General features: G+C 70.7%; 15 protein-coding genes and 5 pseudogenes. 7 read left to right on the forward strand and 13 right to left on the reverse strand.

Features of this window, described 5'->3' with window-relative positions; all coding sequences use genetic code 11:
* Positions 1–47: 47 nt before the first annotated feature.
* Entirely contained in the window at positions 48–677 is a 630-nt protein-coding gene (locus D581_RS0131220; protein WP_018961050.1) for a class I SAM-dependent methyltransferase, read from the reverse strand.
* Between the two features lie 36 nt (positions 678–713).
* On the opposite strand from D581_RS0131220, the pseudogene D581_RS1000000140255 reads away from it, so the two are divergent.
* Positions 714–1,280, forward strand: a pseudogene (locus tag D581_RS1000000140255) (transposase); the annotation flags it as partial.
* 242 nt (positions 1,281–1,522) lie between these two features.
* Positions 1,523–1,711 (forward strand): annotated as a pseudogene (locus D581_RS0131225) (hypothetical protein); the annotation flags it as partial.
* Positions 1,712–1,774: 63 nt separating this feature from the next.
* Here the strand turns inward: D581_RS0131225 and D581_RS0131230 are convergent.
* The 4 genes and pseudogenes from D581_RS0131230 to D581_RS1000000138740 form a co-directional block, all read right to left on the reverse strand.
* On the reverse strand, positions 1,775–3,307 hold the full coding sequence (locus tag D581_RS0131230; RefSeq protein WP_018961052.1) for an alanine/glycine:cation symporter family protein: 1,533 nt from the start codon (positions 3,305–3,307) through the stop codon (positions 1,775–1,777).
* A gap of 516 nt (positions 3,308–3,823) precedes the next feature.
* Positions 3,824–4,738 carry an alpha/beta fold hydrolase gene (locus D581_RS0131235; protein WP_018961053.1) on the reverse strand — a complete coding sequence of 305 codons (915 nt, stop codon included), beginning with the start codon at positions 4,736–4,738 and terminating at the stop codon, positions 3,824–3,826.
* Positions 4,739–4,805: 67 nt separating this feature from the next.
* Complete coding sequence (locus D581_RS0131240) at positions 4,806–5,015, reverse strand: DUF397 domain-containing protein (RefSeq protein WP_018961054.1); 210 nt, start codon at positions 5,013–5,015, stop codon at positions 4,806–4,808.
* Positions 5,012–5,762 (reverse strand): annotated as a pseudogene (locus tag D581_RS1000000138740) (helix-turn-helix domain-containing protein); the annotation flags it as partial. The gene D581_RS0131240 and the pseudogene D581_RS1000000138740, both read right to left, overlap by 4 nt.
* On the opposite strand from D581_RS1000000138740, the pseudogene D581_RS01000000137995 reads away from it, so the two are divergent.
* Both D581_RS01000000137995 and D581_RS1000000142340 read left to right on the forward strand, forming a co-directional pair.
* Positions 5,746–6,006 (forward strand): annotated as a pseudogene (locus tag D581_RS01000000137995) (ATP-binding protein); the annotation flags it as partial. The pseudogenes D581_RS1000000138740 and D581_RS01000000137995 overlap by 17 nt on opposite strands.
* Before the next feature lie 385 nt (positions 6,007–6,391).
* Positions 6,392–6,619: pseudogene (locus tag D581_RS1000000142340) on the forward strand (hypothetical protein); the annotation flags it as partial.
* A gap of 110 nt (positions 6,620–6,729) precedes the next feature.
* Here the strand turns inward: D581_RS1000000142340 and D581_RS0131255 are convergent.
* Both D581_RS0131255 and D581_RS0131260 read right to left on the reverse strand, forming a co-directional pair.
* Positions 6,730–7,392: a DUF1345 domain-containing protein gene (locus D581_RS0131255; protein ID WP_018961057.1), complete on the reverse strand. Its 663-nt coding sequence runs from the start codon at positions 7,390–7,392 to the stop codon at positions 6,730–6,732.
* A gap of 173 nt (positions 7,393–7,565) precedes the next feature.
* A complete protein-coding gene (locus D581_RS0131260) occupies positions 7,566–8,195 on the reverse strand; it encodes a hypothetical protein (RefSeq protein ID WP_018961058.1) in 630 nt (209 codons plus the stop codon).
* 340 nt (positions 8,196–8,535) lie between these two features.
* On the opposite strand from D581_RS0131260, the gene D581_RS0131265 reads away from it, so the two are divergent.
* The 3 genes from D581_RS0131265 to D581_RS0131275 all read left to right on the forward strand — a co-directional run bounded on the left by D581_RS0131265 (position 8,536) and on the right by D581_RS0131275 (position 10,504).
* On the forward strand, positions 8,536–9,078 hold the full coding sequence (locus D581_RS0131265) for a nucleotidyltransferase domain-containing protein (protein ID WP_018961059.1): 543 nt from the start codon (positions 8,536–8,538) through the stop codon (positions 9,076–9,078).
* Positions 9,079–9,265: 187 nt separating this feature from the next.
* Positions 9,266–9,739 (forward strand): GNAT family N-acetyltransferase, encoded by a 474-nt coding sequence (locus D581_RS0131270; protein ID WP_018961060.1) that lies wholly within the window; start codon positions 9,266–9,268, stop codon positions 9,737–9,739.
* A gap of 9 nt (positions 9,740–9,748) precedes the next feature.
* Complete coding sequence (locus tag D581_RS0131275) at positions 9,749–10,504, forward strand: hypothetical protein (protein ID WP_469224216.1); 756 nt, start codon at positions 9,749–9,751, stop codon at positions 10,502–10,504.
* A 21-nt stretch (positions 10,505–10,525) separates the two neighbouring features.
* Here D581_RS0131275 and hemC read toward each other — a convergent pair whose 3' ends face one another.
* The 6 genes from hemC to D581_RS0131305 form a co-directional block, all read right to left on the reverse strand.
* On the reverse strand, positions 10,526–11,458 hold the full coding sequence (gene hemC / locus D581_RS0131280; protein ID WP_018961062.1) for a hydroxymethylbilane synthase: 933 nt from the start codon (positions 11,456–11,458) through the stop codon (positions 10,526–10,528).
* Between the two features lie 18 nt (positions 11,459–11,476).
* Positions 11,477–12,052: a class I SAM-dependent methyltransferase gene (locus D581_RS0131285; RefSeq protein ID WP_018961063.1), complete on the reverse strand. Its 576-nt coding sequence runs from the start codon at positions 12,050–12,052 to the stop codon at positions 11,477–11,479.
* On the reverse strand, positions 12,045–13,025 hold the full coding sequence (locus D581_RS0131290; RefSeq protein WP_026291078.1) for a hypothetical protein: 981 nt from the start codon (positions 13,023–13,025) through the stop codon (positions 12,045–12,047). Before D581_RS0131290 ends, D581_RS0131285 begins: the two co-directional genes overlap by 8 nt.
* A gap of 127 nt (positions 13,026–13,152) precedes the next feature.
* Positions 13,153–13,620: a GNAT family N-acetyltransferase gene (locus D581_RS0131295; RefSeq protein ID WP_018961065.1), complete on the reverse strand. Its 468-nt coding sequence runs from the start codon at positions 13,618–13,620 to the stop codon at positions 13,153–13,155.
* A 61-nt stretch (positions 13,621–13,681) separates the two neighbouring features.
* On the reverse strand, positions 13,682–14,488 hold the full coding sequence (locus D581_RS0131300) for an SDR family oxidoreductase (RefSeq protein WP_018961066.1): 807 nt from the start codon (positions 14,486–14,488) through the stop codon (positions 13,682–13,684).
* A complete protein-coding gene (locus D581_RS0131305) occupies positions 14,485–15,651 on the reverse strand; it encodes a serine hydrolase domain-containing protein (RefSeq protein ID WP_018961067.1) in 1,167 nt (388 codons plus the stop codon). The genes D581_RS0131300 and D581_RS0131305 overlap by 4 nt, the downstream gene beginning before the upstream one ends.
* Between the last annotated feature and the right edge of the window lie 512 nt (positions 15,652–16,163).

A 16,163-nucleotide genomic window follows, 5' to 3' on the forward strand; every position in this document is an offset into this window, starting at 1 on the left:
GCAGCCCGGATATGCGCCGACATCTGGCGGGTATTGCCGGGCAGGACCTACGAGCGGCGGGCCAGCAGGTGCGCGTCGAGGAAACCCCGTTCAGAGGCCGGATCGTGGAGCAGCCGGGCGAAGGGATCGAGACCGGCATCGGCCAGCAGTTCGGCGAGGCTATCTGCCGGCCAGCTGTAGGCGGGCGCCACTTTGTGGTTGAAGCGAACCGGTTCCTGTCCGTCGGTCCCGAAGAAGGAGACCAGGAGCAGGCCATCCGGCGCCAGGACGCGTACCTGTTCGGAGAGTAGCTCCGGCAGCTCCCCCGGAGGGGTGTGGATCATCGAGTAGTGGGCCAGCACGCCGCCGAGCGCGCCGTCCTCGATCGGCAGGGATTCCATCCGCGCCTCTTGGAAGCGCAGCGCCGGATGGGCCTGCCGGGCGTGGACGACCATGCCGGGGGCAAGGTCGAGTCCGAAGGCGTCCAGGCCCAGTTCGTGCAGCATGGCTGTCAGATGTCCGGGCCCGCACCCGACGTCCGCTGCCCGCGGGTTGCCCGTCGCGCGCACCAGTTCGGCGAAGGTGCCGATCATGGCCCGGGAGAAAGGCTGTGTCTCCAGCCGGTTTGCGAACAGCGATGCGTACAGCTCGACGACACCGTCGTAGGCCGTCCTGGTGTCGTCCTGATGATTTGCCACGGGCAGGACTCTATAGCCGGTCTGATAATTGATCTTGTGGCGGGTCGAGGTGAGTTGACGGATGCGGCATGGGGGCGAATAGAGCCCCTGTTGCCGCAGGTGGACGGACGCGGCCGTCCGTGGCGTGATCACCGGCAGGTGGTCAACGGGGTGCTGTGGCGGCTGCGGACCGGGGCCCCCTGACGATGCGGCGGGCCGGGTGGAGTGGACCGTCGCCGTCGACTCCACGGTCAACCGGGCCCATCAGCATGCCGCAGGCGCCCGTAAAAGGGGGACGCGGACGGGGACGAACTGGAAGATCCGGGCCGCTCGCAGGCGTGCCAGGCACTCGGTCGGTCTCGGGGCGGGTTGACCACCAAGGTCCATCTCGCCGTCGACGGCCGGGGGCTGCCGCTGTCGATTGTGCTCACACCCGAAAACGTCGACGACGCCACAGCGTTCGCCGATGTCCTCAATGGGGTACGCACTCCTCGGGCCGGCACGGGCCGTCCGCGCACGACACCGGACCGTGTGCTGGGCGATAAGGCGTATTCCGGCAGGGCCATCCGTCATCTGCTGAGGCGTCGGGGTATCGCTGCCACGATCCCCGAGCGCCGCGACCAGGTGCCATATGAGGGGGCAAGAGTGTAGAGACCTGCTCAGACCCCGCCAGGGCCCCGTTCGTCAGCTTCCCCCGAGGCAGACGAACGGGGCCCGCCGCTGCCTCTGTGTCTGCCCGGTGAGCCGCAGGAGTGTGGCAGGGCCGCGCAGCAGCACGTCTTGGCATGGCCCGCCTTGCTGAAGGCTTCCGCCCACCACGTCATCGAGACCCTCTGCCCCCAGTCAGGCGTGCGCCGCCCACGGCCGCGTACGGGCTGGTCCTCTGGGCCCAGACGAAGGCCCCGCTCGCCCCGGTCGCGGCGCTGCGCGAGTCGTCGATCATCGTGGGCGCGGCGATCGGCACGCTGTTCTTCAAGGAGCGCTTCGGGGCCCCGAGGATCGCGGCGGCGGGGCTGATGGTGGTGGGCATCGGCCTGATGCTGCACACGAGTTGATGCCCCCGCCCTGCGTACCGGCAGGGGCGAGGGGCATAGATCACCGATCGTGAGAGGCCGGCCTCAGACGGTGGTCTTGGACGGCTCGTCGGTCTTGTCCTCGTCCGTTCCGCCGGCCTTCCGGGTGCGGACGTATTCGAGGAAGGTGTTCAGCTCACGCTTGACGACGGGCGCGAGGAGGTAGAGGCCGATGATGTTGACGACGGCCAGGGAGAAGAGCACCGCGTCGGCCAGGTCGATGAGGGTCTGCAGGGTGAGCAGGGACCCGGAGACGGCGAGCAGGGTGTAGAGGGACTTGAAGACGGTCTCGCTGGTGCGGCTGCGGCCGAAGAGGTAGGTCCAGGCCTTGAGACCGTAGTAGCCCCAGGTGAGCACCGTGGAGATCGCGAAGAGCAGCACGGCGACGGTCAGGACGTACGGGAACCAGGGCAGCACGGTCTCGAAGGCGTCCGAGGTGATCGTCACGCCGCCGATCGACGCACCGTCGCGCGCCTCGCCCCAGCTCTTCGGGTTGGCGATGACGATGGTCAGGGCGGTCATGGTGCAGATGACGACCGTGTCGATGAACGGCTCCAGCAGGGCGACCAGGCCCTCGCTGGCCGGGTGCCTGGTCTTGACCGCGGAGTGGGCGATCGGCGCGGAGCCGAGGCCGGCCTCGTTGGAGAACGCGGCACGCTGGAAGCCGATGATCAGTGCGCCCAGCACACCGCCCGCGACGCCTTGGGGGTTGAAGGCGCCATCGATGATCTCGCCGATCGCGGCGGGCACGGCGGTGACGTTGACGAGGATGACGACGAGGCAGGCGGCGATGTAGATCCCGGCCATCGCGGGGATGAGCCGACTGGTGACCGAGGCGATGGAGCGGATGCCGCCGAGGAGCACGATGCCGACGAGGGCGGCGACGAGGATGCCGAAGAAGAGCGCCCCGGCGGAGGAGCCCAGCGCCCCGTCCTCGCCGCCGGTGACGGAGACGAGCTGGGCGTAGGACTGGTTGACCTGGAAGAGGTTGCCGCCGAAGAGCCCGAAGAACAGGATCATGATCGAGGCGAGGACGGCGAGGACCTTGCCGAAGGTCTTGCCGTTCTTCCCGAAGCGTTCGGCGAGCCCCTTGGGCAGGTAGTGCATCGGTCCGCCGGAGACGGTGCCGTCGGCGTGCACCTCGCGGTACTTCACGCCGAGGGTGACCTCGACGAACTTGGTGGCCATGCCGAGGAGACCGCAGAGGATCATCCAGAACGTGGCTCCGGCACCGCCGATGGAGACGGCGACGGCCACACCGGCGATGTTGCCGAGGCCGACCGTGCCGGAGACGGCGGCGGTCAGGGCCTGGAAGTGGTTGACCTCGCCCGCCGAGTCCTTGTCGTCGTACTTGCCGCGCACCACGTCGACGGCGAGGCGGAACTTGCGCAGCTGGATGAATCCGAACCAGCCGGTGAAGACGAGGCCCGCCACCACCAGCCAGGCGACGATGAGCGGGAGGTCCGTCCCGCCGACGGGGACGGCGTAGAAGACGATCTTGCCGAGCCATTCGGCTATCGGTTCGAAGAACCCGCTGACGGCTTCGTCGACGTTCTCGGTTATGGATTCGAGTGACACGTTGGCTACCTCGATGACGCGGGAACGGCGGACAGGTGGGGTGTCTTCGCCGGTCGGTGTGCGATGGGGGGACGTCGGGGACGTTTCTGGAGCGATGAGCGAACGTCGTCGTCCGGTCGGCGATCCGGCGTGTCCCATGGAGTGGACGACGGCGGAGGTCGCTCTGGCCTGCCACCGGGGCGGTCCCGGCGCTCCGCTTCAGCGAGGGTTCCGCCTACGAAGTTGGGCATTTGTACCACGCGATTTACCCGATCTTTAGTGATGCAGGTCACATTCCTGACGTGCGGATGTGAAGATGCTGGGCGGGTGACGTCACCGTTACGCGGGATCGCGGATACGTTTATCGGACACCTATCGGCAGGTCGGAGGGCACACCTCCGGACTGAGGGGATGCCTCTGACCGGAGGGGGAACCCCCGGACCAGAGAGGTCTTCCCGCCTCGCTTACCCCGCCGTGCGCCGCGTAGACAGACCGACGCATCCACAGGCCGCCGCGCAGACAGACCGGCGCGGCTCATCACCCCGTCGCGACGGCCGCGCAGAGCTCCCGCACCGCGACGAGGACCGCCTCCGGCGACTCGTCCAGCAGAAGGTGCCCCGCCCCCTCGATCACCCGGAACTCCGCCCCGAGCCGACGCCGGGCGGCCGGCCCCAGATGACGCGGGGGCAGAAAGGGGTCGAATTGCCCCGCGACGACCAACGTGGGCACAGAGCGCCGCAGTTCGAGCAGACCGGACGGAAGGGGAGGCGGAGCGAGACTGGTACGGCAGCAGCGCCCGACCAGATCCATCCACTCCCCCAGGCCGTCGGCCACATGTCCTTCCTCTTCCTCTTCCCCTTGCCCTGGCCCTGGCCCTCGCCCCGGAGCCGCCATGTGACGCACCAGCGCCGTCGAACGGGCGACCGTGGGCCGCAGGAGCCAGGGGACGGTGGCGGCCAGCAGAGGGGCGGGCACCCTCAGCCGGACTATGCCGGCGCTGGAGAGCAGCACCCGGCCGACGATCTGCGGGGCGTCGCAGGCGAGGGCGACCGCGCCGCCCAGGGAATGCCCCGCGACGACGACCGGCCCGGGCACCACCCGCGCAAGAGCCTCGGTCAGCCATGTCCCGTACCAGGACGAGCGCTTGGCACGAGGCCGTCGGTCCGCGCTGAGCCCCGGCTGGCCGGGCAGGTCGAGGATGACCACCCGCCGTTCCCGGGCGATCGCCTCCGCCACCGGCAGACAGAGAGCGGCGTTCATGTTCGTCCCCGGCAGCAGGACGACACTCGGCTCCCCGCCACGCGGCTCAGGCCCTGCGGTCACGACTCCGGTGACCCCCGCCGAGGTCACCACCTCACTGCGAGCAGGGGCCAGGCCCGAGCCGTCGATCCGGTTCACGCACCAGCGCCGCACTTCCGCTCGCGCCTGTTCGCTCCGGTACACGGAAGTCATGAGGCCGTCCTGGTCGGGGGCGATATCGGCATCGGAGGGCGCGCACTTCGCGATCGGGGCGGTGAGGTCAGCGCGCTGCGGCGTACGCGACGAAGCCTGCCCACGCGGCGGGGGCGACGGCGAAACGAGGACCCCGCGCGTTCTTGGAATCGCGTACGTGAACGGCGTCCAGGGCGGTCGCGACCTCGACGCAGTCGTTGGGGTTGCTGCTGTCGCTGTAGCTGCTCTTGAACCAGTGCAGCTCGGAAGCATCCCTGGCAGAGGGCCTGTAGGTCATGTCTCTCCCAGCACTTGCTCGATGAAGGCCCGGGGCTCCTCCGGCGTAAGAGCCCGGGCCCCGATGACGCCGTACCGCAGCTCAAGGATACGGAGTTGCTTCGTATGCGAGATAGGCCTGCCCGCGAACTCGTCATCCGCCCGCCCGACAGCCGAGCCGTCAGCAAACTTCAGCACTTGGATCCGTCCCCCCGTTCCTGGATGATCCCACCGACAGGTCGGCATCACCTGGATGTCCACGAAGGGCAACTCCCCAAGAACGAGCAGCCTTTCCAGTTGCCGCCGCCAGACCGCCGATCGGGCGACGCAGCGAGGCCTCTTCCTGGATGAAACCGAGTTCGGGCGCGGGTGCCCGGTCGAAGATGGAGTGCCTGGCGATGCGCCCGGCCAGCGCGCGTTCCAGCTCGTCCGGTGGCAGAACAGGGCGTCGCGTACCGAGCAGCGCCCTCGCGTACTCCTCTGTCTGCAACAGACCGTGCAGGTTGTGGCTGCCGTACGAGGCCAGTTCGACGGCCTTGGCCTCCAGCTTCGCCAAGTCCCGGATCTTCTTCGGGTACCGCACCTCCGCCAGATCGGACTTCATCGCCGCGAGCTTTCCGTCCGCGCCCACCGCGAGGTCCGCCGCGTCCATGAACTCCGGACGGGGGATGCGCCGACCGCCCTCGACCTTGTAGACGAGGTCCTCGCCGTACCCCATGGCGGAGCCCAGCTCGCACGCCCGCAGGCCCGCCGCCTCGCGCCAGGGGCGCGTGAAGGGCCGGGACTTCCAACTCGGCCTCACCGTCAGCGACGGCACGCTGCGGATCGAGGTCACGGACACGCGCGGCGACAGCATCCCGCCCGGGCCGGGAGCGGTGAAGCCGCCCGAGGACGACGACTCGGAGACAGGGCGGGGCCTGCTCATGGTGGAGGCGCTGGCAGACCACTGGGGCATCACACCCGGGCCCGTTCCCCGTAAGACCGTATGGGCGGAGATCGACCTCGTACGGTGACGGCTCCCGCCGGGTCGTGCGCTGCCGCGACCCGGTGCCTCCCGATGGACCCCGACCGGATCGTTCTCGGCCGCGACCTGGTGAAGCGCGACATCAACTACTCAAAGAAACAAGAGAAAGAACCCCACCCAACCCACCCCGGCGACCACCTGACGCATCCCAGGGGCTCGTCACCCACACGGGTGAGGTTTGCCAACTCAGCTCGCTTTCGGGCGGGTTGTCCGGCATATGCTCACGCCAGCAACACCCCACCCGACATACGTCGGCCCCCGACCGGGACTGCAATCCCAACCGAGGGCCTGACCACCAAGGAAGAAAGCCGCTTCCCGATGGATACCCAGCAGAATACTGCGCTCACGCGCGCCCTGGCAGAGATTCCCGGACCCCTGCCCGCCTCCGGCGTGATCCACATCGTCATCTGCTCCCGCCGCTGCCTCCGGGCATCCACGACCTCGCCGCACTCGCCCGCCCACGCATCACGGTCACGCCCTTCCAGACCTGCGACGACTGCGACCGAGCCTTCCGCTCCCCCACCCCCGGCCACTGCCGCGACTGCCGCGAACACCGCACGCACCAGGCGCACCGAACCGAAGACGTGCGGACCGCCGCGTGAAGGCCTTGCTCCACGGTGCTGGTGGAAGCGCGCGGGGTGTCACGGTCGAGGCAGTCGTCCGACCACCCGGCAGCCAGGTGATCACCGTCGGACGGCTTGGCGGCTGGAACCTAGTCCTGGAGCGCGGAGACCAGGCTGGCGACGGTGACCGTGTTGAAGACGAAGGCGATGACCGCGTTCGCCGAGATGGTCCGCCGCATGGCGCGGGAAGTCACGTTGACGTCGGTGGTGCCGAAGGTCGTCATGACGGCCACAGCGAAGTAGACGTAGTCGGCCCAGGCCGCAGACCCCGCTCCGGGGAAGTCGAGCGCCGCTTCGTTCTCCACCAGATTGTCGGCCTGGAAGGCAACGGCGAACGCGACGACGACACAGGTCCAGGCGATGACGACGAGCGACAGCGCCATCAGGGCGCGCGGCCCCTCGGCGAAGGTGGTGCTGAGGTGGCCGGGCAGCCACACGACAGCCACGGCCAACGCGGCTGCCGCGATGAGGATGGACGCCCCAGGACCGGGCGCGGTGCCCAGGACGTACCGCTGAAGGAACGTGCCTCGGGCTTCGCGGTCCGCCCAGGTACGGATCTGCTCCGGCGAGGCGCTCAGGAAGGCGGTTAAGGTGAGGGCCAGGTACGGGACCAGGTAGGCGAAGAGCACCAGCACGCCGACGTCGTAGGCCGAGATCCGCACGACACTGTCGAGGGGCAGCACCAGGGCCGCGCTCACCGAGACGAGCAGGCACACGAGTGAGCGGCGTCGTTCGGGCAGCCAGGAATTCACGGACGGGCTCCTCCGGGCATTCACGGTGCGGATGGCGGCGACGCTAGACGAGTCGGCTCCCGCCGGGGCCGTGGGCTCTCGCGGCGTCCACGAGGTGGTGCGTACGGTCCCCCGAACGGCGCACGGGAGCCCCTGACGTGTCGCCTCATGCGTCGGGAGTGCCGAGTGGCGGGTCATGAACGAGGACGAGTGGCGGGCCCACGCCGGAACGGGTGTGACAGCGCCCCTGTCCTGCGGGCACGGGCACCGCAGAAGGCGAACGCGAACGGCCCCAGCATCGCCGCGCCCGCACTCGCGGCGAGCGCCGTGCCGGGCCGGAACCATGCCGGCAGATCCGCGAACAGCTCGCCGGCGGTGAACACCACGCCGATGAGCATCACCGCGGTCAGCAGGATTCCCAGCGCCGAGACGACCGCGCTGCACTGGGCGAGGAGCCCCCACGCCCGTGCGCGCCCCGCCCCCGGCCCCTCGGGACGCAACGGTTCCAGGGCCTTCCTGACCTCCTCCGGCCATCGGACGACGAGCACGTCGTCCAGGTCGTCGGGGTCGTGGGTGACGTGCCGGAAGCCGACCGACTGTCCGACCAGGCGGCCTCCACTGCCGGACATCGACAGCGGGCAGATCACCCTTCGGCGGAGGACGCCGTGTTGCGGCGTGTCGGCGCTGATGACGAGTATGTCGGGGCCCTGCACCTCGCTGGGCCCCTCCTCGATCGCGTCCTCGATCACGCCGACGGCGAGGTGCCCCTCGGCGAATCGGTCCTCTTCCGGGCGGGCCGGCCGGCCCGTGCGTCCGAACCTCATCGGTGGCTCTCCTTCACGTCGTTGGGCGTCCGTCGACGAACGCGTCGTCCTCGTCGACGGGGTCGGATGCGTTGGGGCGGAAGCGGATCGCCCGAACCACCGGCGGTCGTCCGGCCCCGACGAGACGCCCGATGCCGCGCCGATGGTGCGCCGGAGCGCGGGCCGTCCGGAGTCTCCCGCCCCCCGTCCCCTCCTCGGTCTGCCCGCCAGTCATGATGCTGCGCCTTCCGCGCGTCTTCACACACGGATCATGAGGTCCCTCGCCCCATGCACGCAGACGTTTGCGCTATCGAGGGTGGCGGGTGCCGGGGATGGCGGGTGCCGCATAGTCTGCCGAACTGTGGACACCCGACGTGCTGATCAGCAGCTCCGGCTCATTGCCGAGGTCTTGGAGGTCGCCGAGGCGAACGATGTCGCCGTGTGGCTTCGCGGTGGCTGGGCGATGGACTTCTTCCTCGGCGAGATCACGCGGGACCACGGGGACATCGACTGGTTCGCATGGGAGGCCGGTGCGGGGAAGCTGGCCGCCGCCCTGGCGCGGAGCGGCTATGAGCCGGTCCCCGGACCACCGCCACAGCAGCAGCTCGACTTCGCCAAAGCCGGTCTGGAAATCAGCGTCACGCTCCTGGCCGAGGACGAGGCCGGCCGCACCTGCGTCGCCGGCGGCCCGTGGGCCGGCACCCTGTGGCCCGAGGCCATGCCCGCGGCCGCCCCTGGTCGCCTGGCCGGCCTGGAGGCCTCCATCGTCAGCCCACAGGGACAGATCGAGATCAAGCGAATGACTCCGGTCTGGATGCCCGGTATGCCGCGCCGGCCCAAGGACGCCGAAGACATCGCCCGCCTGGAGACAGCGCTGTCCCAACGCGGCGAGCGACACGCCTGAATCCCCTCGGGGGCAATCATCCGGCCGACCGTGCGCGCCCATCAACCGGGCCGGCTTGTCGTACGGTCCGGCCAACGCTCGCGGACGCCACCGGTGCCGGGGGCCGGGGGCCGGGGGCCGGGGGCCGGGGGCCGGGGGCCGGGGGCCGGGGGCCGGGGGCCGGGGGCCGGGGCTACGATCCCAGCCCATGACGTCCATAACGCGCAGCGAAGACGAGAACAGGAACGGGAACGGGAACCAGGGCGCCGACTGGTACGAGATCGACACCGACCCGGACCGCATCGACATCGGCCTGGTGCATCACTGGCTCTCCACCGACGCCTTCTGGGCACTCGGCCGCAGCCGTGACCTCGTCGAGCGGTCCATGCGCGGATCGCTCAACTTCGGTGTCTACGGCCCCGACGGGGCCCAGGTCGCCTACGCCCGGGTCGTCACGGACCGGGCGACCTTCGCCTGGCTGTGCGACGTCTACGTGGACCCGGCGCATCGCGGCCGGGGCCTGGGCGTACGGCTGGCGACCGCCGTACGCGACCACCTCGCCCCGTACGAGCTCAAGCGGACTCTCCTCGCCACACTCGACGCCCACGAGCTGTACGCCAAGGTCGGGTTCGTCCCCGTGACCGACCCCACGATGCTGATGGCCCTGAGCGCCGAGCGGTAGTTGGGCACCGTGCCGGACAGAGACAGGACACCGCCCCGCGAGGCCGACCCGCACCACGCCCTTGTCGCCCTGCTCACACGGGAGTCGGGGGTGGAGTTCGAGGCGGTCCACGACCCGGACACGGGGCGGTGGTCGCTGGAATGGACGGACGGCGAGACGGTCGAGGGCGTGGAGCGGGCGGTCCGGGCGGCCGACGGCCCGGAGGCTGCGCCGGGTCTCCACCACGGTCTCCTCCAGGGGCTCGACTACCGGCGGCGGCTCTCCGAGACCGCCGTCGCCCTCGGAGCCGTACGGCTGACGACCTCCACGGGCGGGTCAGGGCCACGGCCCCTGGTGGACGCGACCGCCGTCGAGGCGTTCTGGCGGGACGTACGGCTGCCGAGCCCGCTCACCGAACGCGAGGCGCTGCTCGTGTACGGCCTGATCTACCAGGTCCACGACGACCACCGCCGCAACGAGGCCGAGCCCGAGCAGATCTGCCGTCTCGTCCGGCAGGCGGGGCTCGCGGTGATCCTTCTCCGCAGGCCGGAAGCGCTGACCCCCGCCGAGCTGCTGACCGCCCGCTACGCCAGGTCGCACGGCCACCCGGCCTGGCGGTACTGCCTGGTCCCGATGGACGAAGCGCGGCTCGTACAAGCGGTGCCCGAGGACCGGACCGCCACGGCCGAACACCTGAGGGCCGCCCTCACACTCGCGGCGGCGCTTCCCGGCACCCCGGAGACGGTCATGTCCCGGCTCCGGGCGCGGCTGCGGCGTTGCGGCTGAGTCGCCCGGGTGGGCAGGCGGTCAGTGGGCGATGCCGTCGATCAGTTCCCTCGCCCCCTGGCGCAGCAGGCTGACCGCGACGGAGGTGCCCAGGGTGGCCGGGTCCAGCGCTCCGGCCCACTCATGGGCGTTGAGGACGGTCTTGCCATCGGGGGTGAACACCTTGGCGCGGAGCGACAGGTCGCCGTTCCGTTCCACTCGGGCGTACCCGGCGATGGGGCTGTTGCAGTGCCCCTGCAGCACATGCAGAAACATCCGCTCGGCCGTCGTCTCACGGTGTGCCGCCGGGTCGCCGAGCCCGCTCACGGCGTCGATGAGGTCGCTGTCGCCCTCACGGCACTGCAGGGCGAGGACCCCCGCACCGATCGGCGGGCACATCACCTCGGGCGACAGGATCTCGGTGATCACGTCGGGGCGGCCGATGCGCTCCAGCCCGGAGGCGGCAAGGAGCAACGCATCGGCGTCACCTGCGGCAAGCTTGTCCAGCCGCCGGTTGGCGTTGCCGCGCATCGGTACACAGCGGAGGTGCGGGTGCGACGCGGCGAGTTGGGCGGCGCGGCGGACGGACGACGTACCGATACACGTCCCGGCGGGAAGCTCGTCGAGGTGCAGGCCGCCGGGGTGGATCAGCGCGTCACGGATGTCGTCGCGCCGGAGGAACGCGGCGAAGACCGTACCTGCGGGCAGCGGCCGGTCCGCCGGGATGTCCTTGACGCAGTGCACCGCGAGGTCGGCCTCCCCGGCGAGGAGAGCCGCGTCCACCTCCTTGGTGAACGCGCCCTTGCCCTCGACCGCGCTGAGGTCACCCATCCACTTGTCGCCCGTCGTCCTGACCGGGACGACCTCTGTACGGGAGTCGGGGTGGAGGGCGGCCAGCTCGGCGCGGACGCGCTCCACCTGGGCGAGTGCCATGGGCGAGTCACGGGACACGATGCGAATGAGATCGGCGGACATGGAACTCACGATAGACCGTCAGATGCGAGTTCCGACAAGAAGCCCCGATGCCCATGTTGCGGTGGTTCCAAGCAGGTTGGACTGCTCGGGCAGGTGTGCGAGGAACTCGTCGACCCGTGCCTGGTGGTCGCCGGGCCAGGTGGGCTGCGGCAACAGGTCGTCGACGACGTAAAGGCCGCCAGGCTCCAGCAGTCCGATGAGGTCGTCCAGGAGATGGAACTTTCCGGGGCGGCAGTCGACGTAGGCGAGGGCGAGGGGCGGCCCGGCGTAGCTGTCGAGCCAAGCCTCGGCGTTTGCCGTCACGAAGGAGACGCGGGCGTCCTGGCCCAGGTGGCCGGCGGCAACAGCCTGGTGTTCGGGGTCCATCTCGACAGAGGTCAGACGGGCATCGGGGCGCATGCCGTGGAGCAGCCAGGACGCCCCGGCACCGACCCCTGTTCCCAGTTCGACCAGGTGCCCACCGGGCTTGGACGCGGCGAGCGTGGCGAGGAGGGACCCGGTCCGGTCCTCGCACGACATGGCGAATCCGAGACGGTTAGCATCCGCGAAAATCGCGTCGAGGGCAGCCGGGCGGAAGTACGGGCGGTCATCCACGGTTCCGCTCCAGGTGTGTGGCCACCTGCTCGGCGGCGAACGTCAGCACGTGGTCCGCGCCCGCGCGGCGGAGCATGGCGAGGTACTCGGTCATGCCCTCGGATCCCAGCTCTCTGAGCGCGAGCCATTCGCCGGAGGTGGAGTACGCGACGAGCGGTGCCTCCTGGTCAGCCCGGAGTCGGACGAGTACATCGACCGCCGTCATGACCGGCTGGAGGGTGAGTGAGTCCGCGCCCTCGGCGATCCAGCGCCGGGCCTGGACAAGAGTATCGCGCTGAGCCCGGCCCGGTTCGAGCTGCAGTCCACGCCGGTGACCGGCGGCCGGGTCTGTGGCCATCAAGGCTTTGAACGGCCCGTACAGCGTCGTGTGGATCGCCAGGTTGGGGTTCACGCCGACGTCACGGAGCCCACTGTCGTCCAAGGAGGCACGGACAACTTGCACCGAGCCGTCGAGCATCGCGGTGGGCGATACGACATCGGCTCCCGCCTCGGCGTGCTGAACTGCCATCTCACCCATCAGCCGGTAGGTCGCGTCAAGGTCGATACCTCCGGCGGGGGTGCGCAACACACACTCGCCACTGCTGGTCCAGGAACAGCCGCACACTTCTGTGGTAACGGCCAGGTCCGGTGTGGCTTCTCTGATCGCGGAAACCACCTGAACCATGAGGTTGTCTGCGGACACGCCTGTTGACCCGGCCTTGTCGCGGTCGTGGCCAAGGGCGAATGCCTTGACGCCCCCGATGCCGAGTCCCTTCCAGCGGGCCACAGTCCGCCGTACGTCCGAAAGCTGCACCGCCCCAGGGAGCCTTCCGGTCCCTGGGTGCCCGTCAGGGAGGGCGAGGAGCGGGGCACTCAGGTCCGCGGAGGTGAGCGCAGGGCGGGCGTAGAGGGTGCGCACGGCGGATCGGGCACGCGAGGGATTGACGCCGTCGGGGCCGGCGGCCGGTAACAGCCGTTCGGTGAGTGTGGTCATGCACTCAGTAGATACCGACACCTTGTCGGCAAATAGAGCGCGCGGAATCACTACAGGGAGCGCGAGCAATACGCGAGCACTCTCCCGTGAAGCCGCCGGAAGCCGGAGCCTCCCCCGCTCCACGCCGCTACCCCCACTCCGCCACCACCTCCCCGTCCTCCTCCACCCCCGTCGGGCGGAAGCCGAGCGAGGTGTACAGGTGTGCGGCGGCCTGGTTCTCCGGAGCGTAGGAGAGGCGCACCGCCGTGCCGTCCTCTCGGGTGGAGAGCCAGGACGCCAGGGTCCGTACGGCGGCCCGGCCGATGCCCGCGCCCTGGTGGGCGGCGTCGATCAGCATGCCGCCGATCCAGTGCGAACCGTCCTCGTCCCGGGCCCACATGAGGTGTCCGGCGACCTCGTCGCCCGCGCAGACGGCGAGTGAGGTCCAGGTGTCCTCGCGGCTGCTCAGTACCAGGTAGCGGGCGGCCAGGGCCGGGACCCAGTCGCGCTGGTCGTCGCGGGGCGCGCTGTCGGCGACCGCCCGCCAGTTGTCCGCGTCCACCTCGTGGAGGGTGACGGGGCGGCCGGTGTTGTCGGAGTGTCCGTGGTCGATCACCCGCGCAGGGTAGGTCCCCCGAGCGGTGCCCGACCACGGATTTACGGCTGCGGCTGCGTCCTTACGGCTGCGCCATCGCCTGCCGGAAGCCCGTGTTCACCGCGAGGATCCCGCCGTCCACGCGCAGCGTCGTCCCGGTGATCCAGGCCGCGTCGCTGGAGGCGAGGAAGGCGACGGCGGACGCGATGTCCTCGGGGGTGCCGACGCGGCCCAGCGGGTAGAGGGCGGCGGCCCGGTCCAGTTCGGCGTCGCGGCCCGCCCAGGCGTCGGTGCGGATCGTGCCGGGGGCGACCAGGTTGACGCGTACGCCGCGCGGTCCGGCGTGGCCCGCCAGCGTACGGGTGAGGCTGGTCAGGCCCGCCTTGGCGGCGCTGTACGCGTGGCCGCCGAAGTCCTGTTCGCCGTTGACCGAGCCGATGGTGACGATCGCGCCCCGGCCCGAGGCGACCAGGTGCGGCAGCGCGGCGCGGGCGCAGCGGAACGGGCCGGAGAGGGTGATGTCCAGGTCGCGTTCCCAGACCTCGTCCGTCTCTTCCTCGAAGAGCGGCTCGTCCTCGCCCGCCGCGTAGGCGTTGTTCACCAGGACGTCGAGCCGGCCGAAGGCGGCGACCGCCTGGGCCACGGCCGCCTCGACCGCCGCCCGGTCGGCCACGTCGCAGACGAGGGATTCGGCGGTGCCGCCCGCCTCGCGTATCGCCGCCGCCGTGTGGGCGGCGCGCTTCGCGTCGAGGTCGGTGACGAGAACGGAGGCCCCTTCCGCCGCCAGGCGGCGGGCCGTCGCCGCGCCGATGCCCTGGCCGGCGGCGGTGATCAGGACGCTGTATCCGGCGAAGCGGGCGGCCGGGGTCCGGTCGGATGCTGGAGTCATAGCGCCGACCGTACTGCCCTGACCAAGGCCTGGGCACGGGGGTCGGCGGTGACTCCCTTCTGGAGGCCGTTGGTGACATAGCCCAGCGCGATGCCCGACTCCGGGTCCGCGAAGCCCAGCGAGCCGCCCCGGCCCGGGTGCCCGAACGATCCGGGGCCCAGCAGCGGCGCCGCCGGGCCGTGCAGCATGTAGCCCAGGCCGAAGCGGGTGTTGACGACCAGCACCCGGTCCGGGCCCGCCGACTCCTCCGTACGGGCCAGGGTGAGCGTGGCGGGGGCGAACAGGCGGCGGTGGCCGTCGACGGGGCCGATCATCGCGGCGTAGCAGCGGGCCAGGCCCCGGGCGGTCGCGATGCCGCCCGACGCGGGGAGTTCGGCCGCGCGGTAGGCGGGGTCGTTCTCGTCGGGGAACGGGTCGATCGCGCCGAACGCCCTGCGGGTGAGGGAGTCCGGGTCCCGGTAGGCCTCGACGACGGAGCGCTTGGCGCGTACGCGCAGGGCGCCCGACGCGGTGGCCGCCGCCGGGGGCTCCACCGGGCCGATGCGGCCGATGCGGTGGGCCTCGTCGGCCGGGAGCCCGAACCAGAAGTCGAGACCGAGCGGGCGGGCGATCTCCTCGGCGATCCAGCGGCCGATGGTGCGGCCGGTGGCGCGGCGGACCAGTTCGCCGATCAGCCAGCTGTAGGTCTGGGCGTGGTAGCCGTGGTCGGTGCCGGGCTCCCACTGCGGGCGCTGGGCGGCGACGGCGGCGGGCCCGGAGACCCCGTCGGCGGCCTCGGCGGGGGTGAGGGCGGTGTCCAGGGCGGGGACCCCGGCCCGGTGGGCGAGGAGGTCGCGGACGAGTACGCGTTCCTTGCCGTTCGCCTTGAACTCCGGCCAGTAGGTGGAGACCGGGGCGTCCAGGTCGACCTGCCCGCGCTGGTGGAGCAGCAGGGGGACGGCGGCGGCGATGCCCTTGCCCGCCGAGCGGACGATCTGGACGGTGTCGACGGCCCACGGTTCGGTGCCGTCGACGTCGCGCGTACCGGCCCACAGGTCGACGACCTTGCGCCCGTGGCGGTAGACGGCGACGGCCGCTCCGCGCTCCCCGCGCTGCTCGAAGTTGCGGACGAACGCCTCCGCGACCGGCTCGAACCCGGGCGCGACCGTGCCCCGGACGTCCACGGTGACGGCTGGGGCCCCTGCTTCGGTCCCGGCTTCGGCCCCCGCTTCGGTCCCGGTGACGTGCGCTCCCGTGTGTGGTGGTTCGGTTGCCGTGCCTGATCCCGATACCGTGCCTGGTTCAGCCCCCGGGCCCGGTTCCGCTCCCGTGCCTGATCCCGATCCCGATTCCGCTTCCGCGCCCGCCGTCGTGCTCACTCCCGCGCTCCCGCTCATCCCCCCATGGTGCACGTCCCGGCAGGGTGTTCGGGGAGCGGGTCGCCGTGACCACCGTGCTGTCACGACCTGTTTACGCCGACGGAACCAGAGCCAAGGGGCGTACGGCAGATCGTGGGTGACCGTCAGCGCGGTGACGTCGGCAGGTGCATCGATGAAACCACCGGGTACACGCAGGGGAGGCTCCGTCTCCCGCCGGGTCCGCACGGTCTCCACGCCCGTGCGGACCAGGTCCTGCGGGCGAGGCCATGAACCCATCAAGAGCAGTGCCCTCCTGCGAACTGTGTGCAAGGGCGGAA

Source organism: Streptomyces sp. CNB091, from assembly GCF_000377965.1.